The sequence below is a fragment of the Streptomyces sp. NBC_01390 genome (assembly GCF_045040105.1).
Classification (GTDB): domain Bacteria; phylum Actinomycetota; class Actinomycetes; order Streptomycetales; family Streptomycetaceae; genus Streptomyces.
Window position 1 is genome coordinate 9,032,292 of the sequence record NZ_CP109551.1, and the last position, 18,670, is coordinate 9,050,961.

The window sequence follows — 18,670 nt, forward strand, 5'->3', positions numbered from 1 at the left end:
AGTGCAACGCTGGCGTGGCTTGGAGGACATCCCCGAGGACTGGGGACGCAGCGTCGTCACCATCGGCTCCTACGACGGAGTCCACCGCGGACACCAGCTGATCGTCAGGCACGCCGTTGCGCGCGCCCGTGAGCTGGGCGTTCCCTCGGTCGTCGTCACGTTCGACCCGCATCCAAGCGAGGTCCTGCGGCCGGGCAGCCACCCGCCGCTGCTGGCCCCGCACCACCGCCGCGCCGAACTGATGGCCGAGCTGGGTGTCGACGCCGTGCTCGTCCTCCCCTTCACCAAGGAGTTCTCGAAGCTCTCTCCTGCCGACTTCGTGGTCAAGGTCCTGGTCGACAAGCTGCACGCCCGGGCCGTCGTCGAGGGTCCGAACTTCCGTTTCGGCCACAAGGCGGCCGGCAACGTGGAGCTCCTGACCGAACTCGGCCGCACCTACGACTTCGAGGTCGAGGTCGTCGACCTGTACGTGTCGGGTGAGGCGGGCGGCGGCGAGCCGTTCTCGTCCACGCTGACGCGTCGCCTGGTCGGCGAGGGTGACGTGGCGGGCGCCGGCGAGATCCTCGGCCGCCCGCACCGCGTGGAGGGCGTTGTGGTCCGAGGCGCCCAGCGCGGCCGTGAAATGGGCTTCCCCACCGCCAACGTCGAGACGTTGCCCCACACCGCGATCCCGGCCGACGGCGTCTACGCGGGCTGGCTGCACGCGGACGGCGAGGTGATGCCGGCTGCGATCTCCGTCGGCACGAACCCGCAGTTCGACGGCACGGAGCGGACGGTGGAGGCGTACGCCATCGACCGTCTGGGTCTTGATCTGTACGGTCTGCATGTCGCCGTCGACTTCCTGGCGTTCGTGCGAGGCCAGGCCAAGTTCGACTCGCTGGACGCGCTGCTCGTCCAGATCTCCGAGGACGTGAAGAAGTGCCGCGACCTGATCACGGCGGCGGAATAGCGCCGAGCGGGCAGCAGACAACAGGGAAGGCGGCCGGTGCCCAAGGGCACCGGCCGCCTTCCCTGTTGTCTGTTCCTCCCGCTTACTGCTGCTGAGGCGGCTGGTAGGGCTGCCCCGGCTGAGGCGGGTAGCCGTACGGCGGCTGTGGCGGGTACGGGTGGCCGGGCTGGGGCGGCGGCGGGTACTGCCCGGGCTGACCGGGCGGCGGCGGGTACTGCTGGCCCTGTCCCGGAGCCGGCGGGGCCGCCGGGTACGGCTGCCCCTGCGCCGGCTGGCCCGGAAACTGCTGCTGGTGTCCCGGCATCGGCGGGGCGGCGACCGGGGGCGGGTTGCCGTCCGACGTCCACAGCCCGTGCATCTGCTGGTGCCGTACGAAGTCCTCGGCGACCATCGCCGCGAGGTTGAAGTAGGCCTCGCGCACCTTGGGCCGCATCATGTCGAGGTCGACCTCGGCGCCGGCGGCGAGATGCTCGTCGAAGGGCACGGTGATGACGCCCCGGCAGCGCGTCTCGAAGTGGGAGACGATGTCCTCCACCTTGATCATCTTGCCGGTCTCGCGCACTCCCGAGATGACGGTGAGGGACCGCGAGACCAGATCCGCGTACCCGTGCGCGGACAGCCAGTCCAGCGTCGTACTGGCGCTGCTGGCACCGTCGACGGACGGCGTCGAGATGATGATCAGCTGATCGGCGAGGTCGAGTACGCCGCGCATGGCGCTGTAGAGCAGACCGGTACCGGAGTCGGTCAGGATGACCGGGTACTGCTTGCCCAGTACGTCGATCGCGCGCCGGTAGTCCTCGTCGTTGAAGGCGGTGGAGACGGCCGGGTCGACGTCGTTGGCGATGATCTCCAGACCGGACGGCGCCTGGGACGTGAACCGCCGGATGTCCATGTACGAGTTGAGGTACGGGATCGCCTGGACGAGGTCACGGATGGTGGCCCCGGTCTCGCGCCGCACACGACGGCCGAGCGTGCCGGCGTCGGGGTTGGCGTCGATGGCGAGGATCTTGTCCTGCCGCTCGGTGGCGAGGGTCGAGCCGAGCGCAGTGGTCGTGGTGGTCTTTCCGACACCGCCCTTGAGGCTGATGACGGCGATGCGATAGCAGGACAGCACCGGCGTACGGATCAGTTCGAGCTTGCGCTGGCGCTCGGCCTCCTCCTTCTTGCCGCCGATCTTGAACCGGGAGGGCGCTGCCGCGGGCCGGCCGCTCTTCGCCTTCTGCTTCTTGTTGTTGAGCAGCCGGTCGGAGGACAGCTCGACGGCGGCGGTGTAACCGAGCGGCGCGGCACCGGGGTTGGTCATCTGCCGCTGGTCGTGCTGGATGGCCTGCGGCCAGGCGGCCCCCGTACGCGGATCCACGGGCGGCTGCGGCGCGGCCTGCGGAACCCCGGGAACGCCACCCTCCGGGCCGGGCATGGGCTGCCCGTACACCGGCTGCGGCGGCGACGCGGGAACGGCACCCGGGACCTGTCCCGGCACAGGCGAGGGCGGCTGAGGCCCGGCCTGCGGTTGGGGCGGCTCGGGCTGCGGCGCCTGATGCGGGGACGCCTGCGGGAAGGGGAACCCATACCCTCCGGGCGCGGCGGGCTGCCCCGGGTAGGGGAATCCGTACCCGGGCTGCGGAGGCACGGGGGACCCGGCGGGTGGCGGGAAGCCGTACCCGTCCTGGGGATCGGACGCCGGGGCGGGGGGCGGGGGCCCGGCGTTGCCGGCGGGTGCCGGAGCAGGGGGAGCGGGAGCCGCAGGCGGGCCGGCGGGCTGGGGGAAGCCGGGGGCGCCTTGGGAGTGAGGGGCAGCGGCCGGGCCCTGGCTGCCATGTCCGGCGGCCGAGACGTCCGGCGTGCTCGGGGCTGGTGCTGGGGCTGGGTTACCGGGGTGCGGGAATCCGTATCCGGCTTGGGCGTTGGGGCCTGCCGGGTTCGGGACGGGTGCGCCCGACTGGGGGTGGGGTGCCGTGGGCGCCGGTCCGGGGGGCGGCGGGAAGCCGTACCCCGCCGGGGGGGTGTTCGGGGCGGCCACAGGGGCGCTCGGCGCCACCTCGGCCGGGCCGGTGCCCGGTGCTGCCGGGGGAGGGAACCCGTATCCGGCTGCACCGGCGTCCGGCGCGGGGGCCGGGTTGCCGGGGTGTGGGAATCCGTAGCCGGCTTGGGCGTTGGGGCCCGGCGGGTTCGGGGTGGGTGCGCCTGGTTGGGGGACGTTGTAGTCGCCCTGGGGCTGGGGACCTGTAGGTGCCGGGCCCGCCGGGCTGGGCGCCGGGGCGCCGGGGTGCGGGAATCCGTATCCGGCGGGCGAGGCGTCCGACGTGGGGGCAGACGTGCTCGGGGCTGGGGCTGGGTTGCCGGGGTGCGGGAACCCGTAGCCGGCCTGGGAGTTGGGGCCTGCAGGGTTCGTGACGGGTGCGCCTGGCTGGGGGAAGCTGTAGCTGCCCTGGGCGGTCGGGGCCGGGGGCGGGAAGCCGTACCCCGCTTGGATGTTGGGGCCGGTGGGAGCTGCCGGAGTTGTCTGGGGCGGGAGTCCGGGGCCGACGGGTGGCTCACCCGGGGCCGTGGCCTGGGCGGTCGGGTGGGGAGGCGGGAAGCCGTACCCCGCCTGCGGGGTGGCCGGACCCGGTGCCTGTGGGGGAGCGTTCCACGCGGCGGGCGCGGGCTGCGGGGCCTGCGGCTGGAACGGAGGCTGCGGCGACGGTACGGGCGGCAGGGCGCCCGGAACGGCCGGAGGCTGAGGTTGGCCCTGCGCCGACGCGGCCTGGGGCTGAACAGGAGCTGCTTCCGGCTGCGCGGGCGGCTGAGCGTGCGGCTGCGCGGGCCACTGTCCCGCTGGAGCAGGTGCCGCCGGCTGGAATGACGGAGGCAGCGGCGGCAACCCGCCCTGAGACGTCGGGGCGGGAGCCCACGAGGGCGGCACGGTCCCGGGCGCACCCTCCGGAAGCGGAGGCATGTTGAACGGTGCGCTGGGCACCGAGTCCCGCGCGGGCACGACCGGGACGGAGTCCTGTACGTCATCGACAGCGTCCGGCACCGGCAGCGCGTCCTCGGATTCCGTGGCGACCTCGGGCTCCGCATCCTCGGGCTCGGGCTCGGCGGCAGCCTCGTGCTCCGCCTGCTCGGGCTCGGCGTCCACCGACGCCGTGGTCACAGATTCCTCGGGCTCCACTGCGGCCGACGTCGCATCGACGAGCTCGGCGTCCTGCGCCTGGGCCTCCGCGTCCGTGAGTTCGACGGCCTGCGGCGGTACGGCGTACTCGGGGGCGTCCTGATCCGTAGGCTCGTCCTCCGAGGGCTGGGGACCGGCGCCGCTCACCTCTTCGGTGACCTCGCCAACCCCCGTACCCTCGTCGCTCTCTCCCTCGGCCTCCCCCACGGGCTCGGCCAGGTCATCCACGGACTCCGGGACACTCCCCGCGAACTGGCCGGAGTGACCGGACTCAACGTCGGTCTCAGCCGCGACCACCGGCTCCTGAGGGACCTCGCCGGCGGCCTGCTCCACGGACTCGCGCCGCGCGGCGGCAGGGGAGATCCGCATCGTCGAGCCGCTCTCCAGGTCACCGTCCCCCACCACATCAGCCGGCGGAGCAGGAGGGGTCGGCGGTACCGGAGGGGTCCACTGGGTCGGGAATCCGCCCGCAGGGAAGCTGGGGACTGCCGTGGGGCTCGCGGGCCCACCCGGAACTCCACCCTGCGGCGCCGCAGGCTGGAAACCACCGCTCACCGGCAGCCGGGGCACAGCCACAGCACTTGCGGGAGGAGCACCCACCGCCGGAGTGGAACCAGGTACGGAACCCGCCGCCCCGGCACCCGAAGGAGCATCCACAGCCGCATCAGCAGCCGCGTCAGCGTCTACATCCGCGTCCGCATCCACACCTGTGTCCGCGGCATCGGCCGACTCGGCGCTCGCCTCGGCATCCGATTCGGCACTCGACTCGTCCCCCGACGCCCCCGACCCTCCCGACGCGTTCTGCGTGTACCAGGCAGGCGTCGCGTAATCGATGGTGAACTCGCCCGTCATCTCGCTGGCGGACTCCGCGTCGGACTGGTCATCGCCGGGTGTGGCCCAGCCCCCGCGGATCCCGTCCGGATCGCTGTTCACAATTCCTCCTGGTGTGGTCGAGCACCCTCGTGCCGTGCTGGGCGACCATTTCTCGTCTGTATTCGTCTCGTCCGAAGCCGGCCCGTGGATCGTGTCCACGTCGTCCGGCGTCGGACGCTGGAGGTCGTCCGATCTGCCCGGCTTTCCCCCCGGTACGCCGGCGCCCGGTCCACGGGTTCTGGCGTCGCGCCTCTCCCAGCCTAATCACCACGACCCCTGACCCGGCAGGCCCGGCCACCCCTCAGTGACCGTCCATTGCGTCACAGCCTGACCGGAACCGATCCCGTCCGTACTCGAACCGCCGTCTCCGGCAAGAGAGTTGACAGGACCGCTACGACATCTGTCCGACCGGCGCCATAACCTCACATGCATAGTAGGCGGCCCCTCTGACAACGCACTTCGCGGAAAAGCGCAACAAAAAGCGCAAGAAAGAAGGGGCGGGACCGGCGCACCGCACCGGCCCCGCCCCTGGGACCCCTCGCTCAGGACGGCTGAGCGAACTACTCCACGTCCCCACCCGAATCAGTACCGGCACCCGCGGCGAGCCCGCCATTGAGTTCCGTCGGCTCCAGATCGAACTCCCCGTCGCGTGCCCCGAGCACGAAGGCCGTCCACTCCGCCTCCGTGTAACGGAGGACGGTGTCATGGTCCAGGGACGACCGCATGGCCACCGCGCCCTCGGGGAGATACGCGATCTCGACCCGCTCCTCGTGCTCCTCGGTGCCCGGAGCGCCGTGCCACTCGACGCCCGAGATGTCGAGGGAGTACAGCTCGTCCCGCTCCCGCTCCTTGCGCGCCTTGACGTCCTCATCCTGTGAGCCCGGTGCGCCCTGTACCTCCGCCATGGCGAAGCGACCCCTTCCCGACGTACGTGATATGACAACTACGGTCTGTGCTCTCACCCTAGTGGCCGAGCCCGGCCCGTCCGGGCTGTTTGCACACGCGGTGAAGACGGCCGCTGCCTGCTGGTATCCTGGGCGACGGCCGTTTGTGTACGCACCCCTGGAGTCACTCACTCCGGAGGCGGCGCGCAGCGGATTCCCGCCTCCCGAGTAACAGAAGATCCCCTGAGATGTGGACCAGGGGCGCTCGGTGGCTCTACAGAGACTTACGAGGAGTACACGTGTCGCTCGACGCCGCAGTGAAGAAGCAGCTCATCAGCGAGTTCGGTACCAAGGAGGGCGACACCGGCTCCCCCGAGGTCCAGGTCGCGATGCTCTCGCGCCGTATCTCGGACCTGACCGAGCACCTCAAGACGCACAAGCACGACCACCACTCCCGTCGTGGTCTGCTGATCCTCGTCGGTCAGCGTCGCCGCCTTCTCCAGTACTTGGCGAAGAAGGACATCCAGCGCTTCCGTGCGCTGGTCGACCGCCTCGGCATCCGCCGCGGTGCGGCGGGCGCCAAGTAACACGCCGTGGAGGGAGCGGTTCCCACTTTTAGGGGGCCGCTCCCTTTGCTGTACGTGCGGAGTGTCACCACCTCTTTGTAGTGTGGTAGCACAACGCAATACGCAGGACGCACACGCAGGACACAAACGAGGAGAAGTGCACCTCGCCGCCGCCGGTCCTCGGTAGTGGCCCCCGGGAACCGACTCCCGGGTGCTTCGATCGAAGACCGGCCCGCAATCAGAAGGCGCGCTTCTCCGACCCCACGTCCCTCTGCCACACGGGCAGGACGGGACAAAAGACGAAAATGTATCGGAGAAAACGCTAGTGGAGAACGAGACCCACTACGCCGAGGCCGTTATCGACAACGGTTCCTTCGGCACCCGCACCATCCGCTTCGAGACGGGCCGGCTGGCCAGGCAGGCCGCCGGTTCCGCCGTGGCGTACCTGGACGACGACACCATGGTGCTGTCGGCGACCACCGCCTCCAAGAAGCCCAAGGACCAGCTCGACTTCTTCCCCCTGACGGTGGACGTCGAGGAGCGGCAGTACGCCGCCGGCAAGATCCCCGGCAGCTTCTTCCGCCGTGAGGGCCGGCCCTCCGAGGACGCGATCCTCACCTGCCGCCTCATCGACCGCCCGCTGCGCCCGTCCTTCAGGAAGGGCCTGCGCAACGAGATCCAGGTCGTCGCCACGATCATGGCGCTCAACCCCGATCACCTGTACGACGTCGTGGCGATCAACGCCGCCTCCGCGTCGACGCAGCTGGCCGGTCTGCCCTTCTCCGGCCCGATCGGCGGCGTTCGCGTCGCGCTGATCAACGGCCAGTGGGTCGCGTTCCCGACGCACACCGAGCTCGAGGACGCCGTCTTCGACATGGTCGTCGCCGGTCGCGTCCTGGAGGACGGCGACGTCGCGATCATGATGGTCGAGGCCGAGGCCACCGAGAAGACCATCACGCTGATCGCGGGCGGCGCCGAGGCGCCGACCGAGGAGGTCGTCGCCGCCGGTCTGGACGCCGCGAAGCCCTTCATCAAGGTCCTCTGCAAGGCCCAGGCCGACCTCGCCGCCAAGGCTGCCAAGCCCACTGGCGAGTTCCCGGTCTTCCTCGACTACCAGGACGACGTCTTCGAGGCGCTCACCGCCGCCGTCAAGGACGAGCTCTCCCAGGCGCTCACCATCGCGGGCAAGCAGGACCGCGAGGCCGAGCTGGACCGCGTCAAGGGTCTCGCCGGCGAGAAGCTGCTCCCGCAGTTCGAGGGCCGCGAGAAGGAGATCTCCGCCGCGTACCGCTCGCTGACCAAGGCTCTGGTCCGTGAGCGCGTCATCAAGGACAAGGTCCGCATCGACGGCCGAGGTGTCACGGACATCCGTACGCTCGCCGCCGAGGTCGAGGCCATCCCGCGCGTGCACGGCTCGGCGCTGTTCGAGCGTGGCGAGACCCAGATCCTGGGCGTCACCACCCTCAACATGCTCCGTATGGAGCAGCAGCTCGACACCCTCTCCCCGGTGACGCGCAAGCGCTACATGCACAACTACAACTTCCCGCCGTACTCCGTCGGCGAGACCGGCCGCGTGGGCTCCCCCAAGCGCCGCGAGATCGGCCACGGCGCGCTCGCCGAGCGCGCGATCGTGCCGGTCCTGCCCACGCGCGAGGAGTTCCCCTACGCGATCCGTCAGGTGTCCGAGGCCCTCGGCTCCAACGGCTCGACGTCCATGGGCTCGGTCTGCGCCTCCACCATGTCGCTGCTGAACGCCGGTGTGCCGCTGAAGGCCCCCGTCGCCGGTATCGCCATGGGCCTGATCTCCCAGGAGATCAAGGGCGAGACGCACTACGTCGCCCTCACCGACATCCTCGGTGCGGAGGACGCCTTCGGTGACATGGACTTCAAGGTCGCCGGCACCAAGGAGTTCGTGACCGCCCTCCAGCTCGACACCAAGCTGGACGGCATCCCCGCCTCCGTCCTGGCCGCCGCTCTCAAGCAGGCCCGTGACGCCCGCCTCCACATCCTCGACGTGATGATGGAAGCGATCGACACGCCGGACGAGATGTCCCCGAACGCCCCGCGGATCATCACCGTCAAGATCCCCGTGGACAAGATCGGTGAGGTCATCGGCCCGAAGGGCAAGATGATCAACCAGATCCAGGAGGACACCGGCGCCGAGATCACGATCGAGGACGACGGCACCATCTACATCGGTGCCCAGGTCGGTTCGCAGGCCGAGGCCGCGCGCGCCACGATCAACTCGATCGCCAACCCGACCATGCCGGAGGTCGGCGAGCGTTACCTGGGCACCGTCGTGAAGACGACGACCTTCGGTGCGTTCGTGTCGCTGCTCCCGGGCAAGGACGGACTGCTGCACATCTCGCAGATCCGTAAGCTCGCCGGCGGCAAGCGCGTGGAGAACGTCGAGGACGTTGTCGGCGTGGGCTCCAAGGTCCAGGTCGAGATCGCCGAGATCGACTCCCGCGGCAAGCTCTCCCTCATCCCGGTCATCGAGGGTGAAGGCGACGAAGAGAAGAAGGACGACACCGACCAGTGACGTCGAGCAGCTCCACGGCGACGGCCCGCACCTCTTCGGAGGCGCGGGCCGTTGCCCGTACGCAAACCCTGATCAAGGGCACCAACGGCATCGGCACGGTCCGTAAGACCACCCTCCCGGGCGGCCTGCGCATCGTCACCGAAACCCTGCCGTCGGTCCGCTCCGCGACCTTCGGCATCTGGGCCCACGTCGGCTCCCGCGACGAGACCCCGACCCTGAACGGCGCCACGCACTACCTGGAGCACCTGCTCTTCAAGGGCACGAAGCGCAGGTCGGCGCTGGACATCTCCTCCGCGATCGACGCGGTCGGCGGCGAGATGAACGCGTTCACGGCGAAGGAGTACACGTGCTACTACGCGCGCGTGCTCGACACCGACCTCCCGCTCGCCATCGACGTCGTCTGCGACATGCTCACGGGCTCCCTGATCCTCGAAGAGGACGTCAACGTCGAGCGCGGTGCCATCCTCGAAGAGATCGCGATGACGGAGGACGACCCGGGCGACTGTGTGCACGACCTGTTCGCGCACACCATGCTCGGCGACACCCCGCTCGGCCGCCCGGTCCTCGGCACTGTCGACACGGTCAACGCCCTCACCGCGGACCGCATCCGCCGCTTCTACAAGAAGCACTACGACCCCACCCACCTCGTCGTCGCGGCGGCCGGCAACATCGACCACGACAAGGTCGTACGTCAGGTCCGCGCGGCCTTCGAGAAGGCGGGCGCCCTGGGGCGGCTCGACGCCACACCCATCGCCCCGCGCGACGGCCGCCGCAGCCTCCGTACGACCGGCCGCGTCGAACACCTCGGCCGCAAGACCGAGCAGGCCCATGTCGTCCTCGGCATGCCGGGCCTGGCCCGCACGGACGATCGCCGCTGGGCACTGGGAGTGCTCAACACGGCCCTCGGCGGCGGGATGTCGTCGCGCCTCTTCCAGGAGGTCCGGGAGAAGCGCGGACTGGCGTACAGCGTCTACTCGTACACGTCCGGGTTCGCTGACTGCGGCCTCTTCGGCGTGTACGCGGGCTGCCGGCCGTCCCAGGTTCACGACGTGCTGAAGATCTGCCGCGACGAACTCGACCAGGTTGCCGAGCACGGCCTCTCCGACGAGGAGATCGGCCGCGCCATCGGCCAGCTGCGCGGCTCGACGGTCCTCGGCCTGGAGGACACGGGCGCGCTGATGAACCGTATCGGAAAGAGCGAACTGTGCTGGGGCGACCAGATGTCCGTCGACGACATGCTGGCCCGGATCGCCGAGGTCACCCCGGACGCGGTCCGTGAGGTCGGCCACGAGATCCTGGGACAGCGTCCGTCGCTGGCGGTCATCGGCCCGCTCAAGGACAAGCAGGCCGCGCGTCTGCACGAGGCCGTCGCCTGACAGCCGTATCCGCTCCACACCCGCTATCCGTCCGGTAAGGAAGCAAGAAGATGAGCAAGCTGCGCGTGGCGGTCCTCGGCGCCAACGGCCGTATCGGGGCCGAGGCGGTACGGGCGGTCGAGGCCGCCGAGGACATGGAACTGGTCGCGGCCCTCGGCCGGGGCGACAAGCTGGAGACGCTCGTCGACACCGGGGCCCAGGTCGCGGTCGAACTGACCACCCCTGCCTCGGTGATGGGCAACCTCGACTTCTGCGTGCGCCACGGCATCCACGCGGTCGTCGGCACCACCGGCTGGACCGACGAACGCCTCGCGCAGCTCACCGGCTGGCTGGTCCAGTTCCCGGAGACAGGCGTGCTCATCGCGCCCAACTTCTCCATCGGGGCCGTACTGACCATGAAGTTCGCGCAGATCGCGGCGCCCTACTTCGAGTCGGTCGAGGTCATCGAGCTGCACCACCCGAACAAGGTGGACGCGCCCAGCGGCACGGCCGCCCGTACGGCGCAGCTGATCGCCGAGGCCCGGGCCAAGGCGGGTTCCGCTCCGGCGCCGGACGCCACGGTGACGGCGCTGGACGGTGCCCGGGGCGCGAACGTGGACGGGGTGCCCGTGCACTCTGTACGCCTGCGCGGCCTCCTGGCCCACCAGGAGGTACTGCTGGGCGGTGAGGGCGAGACGCTGACCGTCCGCCACGACTCGCTCCACCACAGCAGCTTCATGCCGGGCATCCTGCTCGGCGCGCGCCGCGTCGTGGACACCCCGGGCCTCACCTTCGGCCTGGAACACTTCCTCGACCTCGGCTGAGGGACCTCATGCGCGCGAAACTCTCCTACGCCCTCACGGCCGTCGTCCTGGTCTTCTACTTCGTCCTGGTCGGCAGCCGTGGGGTGATGCTCATACAGGCCGGCACACTCCTGACCGTCACCTTCGGCGTGGCGGTCCTGATCCTGCCCGGGATCGGCGTGTGGTTCCTCTGGAAGAACACGCAGTTCGTCCGCGACGCCAACCGCCTCGCCACCGAACTCGAAGCCGAGGGCGGCCTGCCCGTCGACGAGTTGAGGCGCACCCCGAGCGGCCGGGTCGACCGTGACTCGGCCGACGAGGTCTTCGCCAGGCGCAAGGCCGAGACGGAGTCGGCCCCCGACGACTGGCGCAACTGGTTCCGCCTGGCCGTCGCCTACCACGACGCCCGCGACACACCGCGCGCCCGCAAGGCGATGCAACGCGCGATCGCCCTCCACGCCGGCAAGTCCCCGGCCCAGACCGCCTGAGTACCCAGACCGCCTGAGTCCCGGGCCGCACCCCGGCGCCTAACCCCGGCCGAACTCCGCGGCCCACGCCTCGACGCTGTCCGCGGCCCGGTCGAACGCCTCCGTACGGCCCAGGAAGTCGGCGCTGTGCGTGGCCAGCAGCGGTGCCTGGTCGCCAGCGGGCTTGTCCCGCCGTACGAGGAGCAGCGCCTGCCCCTGCACGGTGCGCGGCAGACCGAGCCAGCGCACCGGCTGCTGAGCCGTCCGCACGGCGACGACCTTCTCCCAGCGCGTCGTCCGCGTACCGAAGAATCCCACCCGCCGCAGTCCGTACGCGCTCACCCACACCCCTGTGCGCAGCAGCCGCAGTGCCACGGCGATGACGGCCAGCGCGACCCCGAGGCACACCGTGCCACCGGGCAACTCGCCGGTGGCCGCGATGATGACCGCCGCGAACAGCACGTACGAGGCGAACAGCAGCAGGAGCGCCGCCGCACCGACCCGCCACGGGCCGGGCCGGTAGGGGCGCCGCCAGCGGTCACGGTCGTCGAACGGCAGCGCGTGACCGGCCGCGGCCTCGGCGGAGGCGTGGTCGGCCGTCAGGAAGGGCAGGGGCACGGCTGGTCCTCACTCAGTTCCATGCGCGGGCTGTGCCCGGTGAGGTTATACAGCCGGCTGCCCAGTCACCAGCCTTGGGGGCCCGAGGAGGGCGGGACCACGCCATTCGGCCGCAGCCGGGCGCCCTCAACGGCTGTCGGCTGCCTCGGACTGCGAGGTGTGCCCGGCGGACCGGTCGACCGACAGGGCCGGCATCCCGAGGACCAGCGAGCCCACGAGCCCGGCGACGATGGTGAGTCCCAGGAGCCAACGCCCGGCTATGTCACCGGCGGACGCGCGCTCACGGGGCGGGGGAGCGACATTGCTGCGGAACTTGTCGGCTTCGGCGATGAAGGCGAACGGGACGGGCTCGCGCCGGCGGAACATGGGGTGCTTCTCCTTGGGGATCGAACGAATCGCTGCTGCTTGTACAGACGAGCGAGTGCCCCAAATGGTGCCCGGTTTCACCGATTTAACTCTGTGACGATGGTGAACGTCCCGTTTGGCGGGTCGTAGAGTGGCGTCGCCAGTGACGAGACGAGATGGGAAGGACCCTCCAGAACGTGAGCCCCACCCCCGACGACGAGTTCAAGATCGACCTGCGCAGCGAGGTGGCCGTCGAGCTGGTCAAACACAGCGCGGCCGACTCCGACGTACTGTTCGCGGCCCGTGTGTCGACCGTCGGGGAGCAGTCCCTGGACGAGTTGGGCAAGGACCCGGAGCGCTCGACGGGGTTGATCAACTACCTCATGCGCGACCGGCACGGCAGCCCGTTCGAGCACAACTCCATGACGTTCTTCATCAGCGCCCCGATCTTCGTCTTCCGCGAGTTCATGCGGCACCGCGTGGGGTGGTCGTACAACGAGGAATCCGGCCGGTACAGGGAGCTGCAGCCCGTGTTCTACGTACCGGACACGTCGCGCAAGCTCGTCCAGAAGGGACGACCGGGCAAGTACGTCTTCGTCGAGGGCACCCCTGAGCAGCACGAACTCGTGGGCCACGCCATGGAGGACTCGTACCGCCAGGCGTACCTGAGCTATCAGAAGCTGCTGGCCGAGGGCGTCGCCCGCGAGGTCGCCCGCGCGGTGCTCCCGGTCGGCCTGTACTCGTCCATGTACGCCACCTGCAACGCGCGCTCACTGATGCACTTCCTCGGCCTGCGCACCCAGCACGAGCTGGCGAAGGTGCCGTCGTTCCCGCAGCGGGAGATCGAGATGGTCGGCGAGAAGATGGAGGCGGAGTGGTCGAAGCTCATGCCGCTGACCCACGCGGCCTTCAACGCGAACGGCAGGGTCGCACCCTAAGGCAGACGCACGCACGTTGCACTACCAGGCACAGATGTGCGGATCAGCCTCGCGAAGTGTCCGTATTGCGGTATTTCGAGAGGTTCATCTAGCCTGATCAAACGGACCCGGCACTGCTTGAACCCCCGAGCAGGCAGTGCCGGGCTCCTTCTTTGTCATGACTTTTCCCGCACCCCTAGGGCAGACCGCGCCCTGCGCACCGAGTAGCGTGGTACCCATGGCTCCGACCTCCACTCCGCAGACCCCCTTCGGGAGGGTCCTCACCGCCATGGTCACGCCGTTCACGGCGGACGGCGCGCTCGACCTCGACGGCGCACAGCGGCTCGCCACCCACCTGGTGGACGCAGGCAATGACGGCCTGGTCATCAACGGCACCACCGGCGAGTCCCCGACCACCAGCGACGCGGAGAAATCGGACCTCGTACGAGCCGTACTGGAGGCCGTCGGCGAGCGGGCGCACGTCATCGCGGGCGTCGGCACGAACGACACCCACCACAGCATCGAACTGGCCCGCGCTGCGGAAAGCACCGGCGCGCACGGCCTTCTGACGGTGACGCCGTACTACAACAAGCCCCCGCAGGAGGGCCTGTACCGGCACTTCAAGGCCATCGCCGACGCCACCGAACTCCCGGTCATGCTGTACGACATCCCCGGCCGCAGCGGGGTCCCGATCAGCACCGAGACGATCGTCCGACTCGCCGAGCACCCCCGGATCGTCGCCAACAAGGACGCCAAGGGCGACCTCGGCCGAGCGAGCTGGGCCATCGCCCGCTCGGGCCTCGCCTGGTACTCGGGCGACGACATGCTGAACCTGCCGCTCCTGTCCGTGGGCGCGGTCGGCTTCGTGTCGGTCGTCGGCCACGTAGTCACACCGGAGCTGCGCACCCTCGTGGAGGCGTACATCGCCGGAGAGGTCCAGAAGGCCACCGAGATCCACCAGAAGCTGCTCCCGGTCTTCACGGGCATGTTCCGTACCCAGGGCGTCATGACCACCAAGGCGGCGCTCGCCCTCCAGGGACTGCCCGCCGGACCGCTGCGCGCACCGATGGTCGAGCTGTCGGCCGACGAGATCACCCAGCTCAAGATCGATCTTGCCGCAGGCGGGGTACAGCTCTGACACCAGACTTCACAACTGAATACGCGGGACAACCGTGTCCGCAGTCCACATCCAACAACTGCTTTTGCACGAACGTCATGCGCGCCACGTGCCTTGCCGGTACGTGGCGTGCGTGGTGAGGAGAGTCTTTTGAGTCATCCGCATCCTGAACTCGGCGCCCCGCCGAAGCTCCCGGAGGGCGGCCTGCGGGTCACCCCGCTGGGCGGCCTCGGTGAGATCGGCCGCAACATGACCGTCTTCGAGTACGGCGGTCGCCTGCTGATCGTCGACTGTGGCGTGCTCTTCCCCGAGGAGGAGCAGCCCGGAATCGACCTGATCCTGCCGGACTTCACGTCCATCAGAGATCGTCTCGACGACATCGAGGGCATCGTCCTCACGCACGGCCACGAGGACCACATCGGTGCCGTCCCCTACCTCCTGCGGGAGAAGTCGGACATCCCGCTGATCGGCTCGAAGCTGACCCTCGCGTTCATCGAGGCGAAGCTCCAGGAGCACCGCATCCGCCCGTACACCCTTGAGGTGACGGAGGGGAACCGTGAGCGCATCGGCCCCTTCGAGTGCGAGTTCATCGCGGTCAACCACTCCATTCCGGACGCCCTCGCGGTCGCCATCCGCACCCCTGCGGGCATGGTGGTCCACACCGGCGACTTCAAGATGGACCAGCTCCCGCTGGACGGCCGCCTCACCGACCTGCACGCCTTCGCGCGACTGAGCGAAGAGGGCATCGACCTTCTTCTCTCCGACTCGACGAACGCCGAGGTTCCGGGTTTCGTTCCGCCCGAGCGGGACATCTCGAACGTGCTGCGTCAGGTCTTCGCCGGCGCCGGCAAGCGAGTCATCGTGGCGAGCTTCGCCAGCCATATCCACCGCATCCAGCAGATCCTGGACGCCGCCCACGAATACGGTCGCAGGGTCGCTTTTGTCGGGCGATCGATGGTCCGCAACATGGGCATCGCCCGGGACCTGGGCTATCTGAAGGTCCCGCCGGGTCTCGTCGTGGACGTCAAGACCCTGGACGACCTCCCGGACCACCAGGTCGTGCTGGTCTGCACGGGTTCCCAGGGCGAACCGATGGCCGCGCTGTCCCGCATGGCCAACAGGGACCACCAGATCCGTATCGTCCAAGGCGACACGGTGATCCTGGCCTCGTCCCTGATCCCCGGCAACGAGAACTCGGTGTACCGAGTGATCAACGGCCTGACCCGCTGGGGTGCGAAGGTCGTCCACAAGGGCAATGCCAAGGTGCACGTCTCCGGCCACGCCTCGGCCGGCGAGCTCCTGTACTTCTACAACATCTGCAAGCCGCGCAACCTGATGCCGGTCCACGGTGAATGGCGCCATCTGCGGGCCAACGCCGAACTGGGCGCCATGACGGGCGTCCCGCACGACCGGATCGTCATCGCCGAGGACGGCGTGGTCGTCGACCTGATCGAGGGCAAGGCGAAGATCTCGGGCAAGGTCCAGGCCGGCTATGTGTACGTCGACGGACTCTCGGTCGGGGATGTCGGCGAACCCACCCTGAAGGACCGCAGGATCCTCGGCGACGAGGGCATCATCTCGGTCTTCGTGGTGATGGACTCGTCGACGGGCAAGATCACGGGGGGCCCGCACATCCAGGCCCGCGGGTCGGGCATCGAGGACTCCGCCTTCACCGACGTCGTTCCGAGGATCGCCGAGGTCCTCCAGAGGTCGGCGCAGGACGGGGTGGTGGAGCCCCACCAGATGCAGCAACTCATCCGCCGCACACTGGGCAAATGGGTGTCGGACACCTACCGTCGGCGCCCGATGATCCTCCCGGTCGTCGTGGAGGTCTGACGGCCACGGAGGGCGCCTGAGCTGCCCCTCGTACGCGTGAACCCGGAGCGGGGCTCCTCGATTTGCATCGAGGAGCCCCGCTCCAGTACGTTTACGGCTCCGCCAGCGAGGGAACCCGGCTCAACTGCGAGCCAGGGACCAACCCGAGCGGGACGGAAATTCCGACTCAGAACTTCTGATAAAGTCGGAGTCGCCGGAAAGGGAAACGCGAAAGCGAAAACCTGGAAAGCGCCGAGGAAATCGGATACGGAAACGGTCTGATAGAGTCGGAAACGCAGGACAGCGAGACAAAGTTAAACAGTAGGACCGAAGGGAAACTGCCCGGAGGAAAGCCTGAGAGAGTCTCTTGGGTGAGTATGAAGGAAGCGTCCGTTCCTTGAGAACTCAACAGCGTGCCAAAAATCAACGCCAGATTTGTTGATACCCCGGCTCACGGAATGTTCTGTGAGTTCGAGGTTCCTTTGAAGTAACACAAACACAGCGAGGACGCTGTGAACGGTCGGGCTTATTCCGCTTGACTGTTCCGCTCTCGTGTGTGTGCACCGGATATCCGGTAAACATTCACGGAGAGTTTGATCCTGGCTCAGGACGAACGCTGGCGGCGTGCTTAACACATGCAAGTCGAACGATGAAGCCTTTCGGGGTGGATTAGTGGCGAACGGGTGAGTAACACGTGGGCAATCTGCCCTGCACTCTGGGACAAGCCCTGGAAACGGGGTCTAATACCGGATAATACCTTCCCTCGCATGGGGGTGGGTTCAAAGCTCCGGCGGTGCAGGATGAGCCCGCGGCCTATCAGCTTGTTGGTGAGGTAGTGGCTCACCAAGGCGACGACGGGTAGCCGGCCTGAGAGGGCGACCGGCCACACTGGGACTGAGACACGGCCCAGACTCCTACGGGAGGCAGCAGTGGGGAATATTGCACAATGGGCGAAAGCCTGATGCAGCGACGCCGCGTGAGGGATGACGGCCTTCGGGTTGTAAACCTCTTTCAGCAGGGAAGAAGCGAAAGTGACGGTACCTGCAGAAGAAGCGCCGGCTAACTACGTGCCAGCAGCCGCGGTAATACGTAGGGCGCAAGCGTTGTCCGGAATTATTGGGCGTAAAGAGCTCGTAGGCGGTCTGTCGCGTCGGATGTGAAAGCCCGGGGCTTAACCCCGGGTCTGCATTCGATACGGGCAGACTAGAGTGTGGTAGGGGAGATCGGAATTCCTGGTGTAGCGGTGAAATGCGCAGATATCAGGAGGAACACCGGTGGCGAAGGCGGATCTCTGGGCCATTACTGACGCTGAGGAGCGAAAGCGTGGGGAGCGAACAGGATTAGATACCCTGGTAGTCCACGCCGTAAACGGTGGGAACTAGGTGTTGGCGACATTCCACGTCGTCGGTGCCGCAGCTAACGCATTAAGTTCCCCGCCTGGGGAGTACGGCCGCAAGGCTAAAACTCAAAGGAATTGACGGGGGCCCGCACAAGCAGCGGAGCATGTGGCTTAATTCGACGCAACGCGAAGAACCTTACCAAGGCTTGACATACACCGGAAACATCCAGAGATGGGTGCCCCCTTGTGGTCGGTGTACAGGTGGTGCATGGCTGTCGTCAGCTCGTGTCGTGAGATGTTGGGTTAAGTCCCGCAACGAGCGCAACCCTTGTTCTGTGTTGCCAGCATGCCCTTCGGGGTGATGGGGACTCACAGGAGACTGCCGGGGTCAACTCGGAGGAAGGTGGGGACGACGTCAAGTCATCATGCCCCTTATGTCTTGGGCTGCACACGTGCTACAATGGCCGGTACAATGAGCTGCGATGCCGTGAGGCGGAGCGAATCTCAAAAAGCCGGTCTCAGTTCGGATTGGGGTCTGCAACTCGACCCCATGAAGTCGGAGTTGCTAGTAATCGCAGATCAGCATTGCTGCGGTGAATACGTTCCCGGGCCTTGTACACACCGCCCGTCACGTCACGAAAGTCGGTAACACCCGAAGCCGGTGGCCCAACCCCTTACGGGGAGGGAGCTGTCGAAGGTGGGACTGGCGATTGGGACGAAGTCGTAACAAGGTAGCCGTACCGGAAGGTGCGGCTGGATCACCTCCTTTCTAAGGAGCATCTAGGCCGCCAAGCTTGCTTGGTGGTCCAGGGCCAGTACATCGGCGCATGTCCGATGCTGGTTGCTCATGGGTGGAACGTTGATTATTCGGCACTCTTGACTGTCTTCTCCTTCCAGTACTGTCCTTCGGGGCGTGGAACGTTGAG

The 18,670-nt window shown here is 68.2% G+C and carries 13 protein-coding genes, 1 rRNA gene and 1 pseudogene; 10 read left to right on the forward strand and 5 right to left on the reverse strand.

The window, feature by feature from the left end:
- The first annotated feature begins 1 nt into the window (after position 1).
- On the forward strand, positions 2-949 hold the full coding sequence (locus OG241_RS40565; protein WP_405822795.1) for a bifunctional riboflavin kinase/FAD synthetase: 948 nt from the start codon (positions 2-4) through the stop codon (positions 947-949).
- Positions 950-1,031: 82 nt separating this feature from the next.
- Here the strand turns inward: OG241_RS40565 and OG241_RS40570 are convergent, their stop codons facing one another.
- The 3 genes and pseudogenes from OG241_RS40570 to OG241_RS40580 form a co-directional block, all read right to left on the reverse strand.
- Positions 1,032-4,505, reverse strand: a complete 3,474-nt coding sequence (locus tag OG241_RS40570) for an AAA family ATPase (RefSeq protein WP_405826706.1) — start codon at positions 4,503-4,505, stop codon at positions 1,032-1,034.
- A gap of 450 nt (positions 4,506-4,955) precedes the next feature.
- A pseudogene (locus OG241_RS40575) lies at positions 4,956-5,135 on the reverse strand (hypothetical protein); the annotation flags it as partial.
- Between the two features lie 401 nt (positions 5,136-5,536).
- Complete coding sequence (locus tag OG241_RS40580) at positions 5,537-5,881, reverse strand: DUF397 domain-containing protein (RefSeq protein ID WP_405822797.1); 345 nt, start codon at positions 5,879-5,881, stop codon at positions 5,537-5,539.
- 278 nt (positions 5,882-6,159) lie between these two features.
- Between OG241_RS40580 and rpsO the strand changes: the two genes are divergently transcribed.
- The 5 genes from rpsO to OG241_RS40605 all read left to right on the forward strand — a co-directional run bounded on the left by rpsO (position 6,160) and on the right by OG241_RS40605 (position 11,614).
- A complete protein-coding gene (gene rpsO / locus OG241_RS40585) occupies positions 6,160-6,447 on the forward strand; it encodes a 30S ribosomal protein S15 (protein ID WP_189149835.1) in 288 nt (95 codons plus the stop codon).
- A gap of 304 nt (positions 6,448-6,751) precedes the next feature.
- Positions 6,752-8,968 (forward strand): polyribonucleotide nucleotidyltransferase, encoded by a 2,217-nt coding sequence (locus tag OG241_RS40590; protein WP_405822798.1) that lies wholly within the window; start codon positions 6,752-6,754, stop codon positions 8,966-8,968.
- The gene (locus OG241_RS40595) at positions 8,965-10,344 is read left to right on the forward strand and encodes a M16 family metallopeptidase (protein ID WP_405822800.1); all 1,380 of its coding nucleotides are present in this window, start codon (positions 8,965-8,967) and stop codon (positions 10,342-10,344) included. Before OG241_RS40590 ends, OG241_RS40595 begins: the two co-directional genes overlap by 4 nt.
- 50 nt (positions 10,345-10,394) lie before the next feature.
- Positions 10,395-11,147, forward strand: a complete 753-nt coding sequence (gene dapB / locus OG241_RS40600) for a 4-hydroxy-tetrahydrodipicolinate reductase (protein WP_405822802.1) — start codon at positions 10,395-10,397, stop codon at positions 11,145-11,147.
- Positions 11,148-11,155: 8 nt separating this feature from the next.
- Entirely contained in the window at positions 11,156-11,614 is a 459-nt protein-coding gene (locus tag OG241_RS40605) for a hypothetical protein (protein WP_405822804.1), read from the forward strand.
- Positions 11,615-11,653: 39 nt separating this feature from the next.
- On the opposite strand, the gene OG241_RS40610 is transcribed toward OG241_RS40605, so the two are convergent.
- Together OG241_RS40610 and OG241_RS40615 are read right to left on the reverse strand one after the other, a co-directional pair.
- Positions 11,654-12,211, reverse strand: coding sequence for a PH domain-containing protein (locus OG241_RS40610; protein ID WP_405822805.1), 558 nt, complete (start codon positions 12,209-12,211; stop codon positions 11,654-11,656).
- Between the two features lie 126 nt (positions 12,212-12,337).
- Positions 12,338-12,577: a hypothetical protein gene (locus OG241_RS40615; RefSeq protein ID WP_405822806.1), complete on the reverse strand. Its 240-nt coding sequence runs from the start codon at positions 12,575-12,577 to the stop codon at positions 12,338-12,340.
- Positions 12,578-12,753: 176 nt separating this feature from the next.
- Between OG241_RS40615 and thyX the strand changes: the two genes are divergently transcribed.
- From thyX to OG241_RS40635, 4 genes are all read left to right on the forward strand, one after another.
- A complete protein-coding gene (gene thyX, locus OG241_RS40620) occupies positions 12,754-13,494 on the forward strand; it encodes an FAD-dependent thymidylate synthase (protein ID WP_405822807.1) in 741 nt (246 codons plus the stop codon).
- Positions 13,495-13,711: 217 nt separating this feature from the next.
- A complete protein-coding gene (dapA, locus tag OG241_RS40625; protein WP_405822809.1) occupies positions 13,712-14,611 on the forward strand; it encodes a 4-hydroxy-tetrahydrodipicolinate synthase in 900 nt (299 codons plus the stop codon).
- Between the two features lie 129 nt (positions 14,612-14,740).
- Positions 14,741-16,426: a ribonuclease J gene (locus tag OG241_RS40630; RefSeq protein WP_405822811.1), complete on the forward strand. Its 1,686-nt coding sequence runs from the start codon at positions 14,741-14,743 to the stop codon at positions 16,424-16,426.
- Between the two features lie 560 nt (positions 16,427-16,986).
- A 16S ribosomal RNA gene (locus OG241_RS40635) occupies positions 16,987-18,513 on the forward strand.
- Positions 18,514-18,670 lie beyond the last annotated feature (157 nt).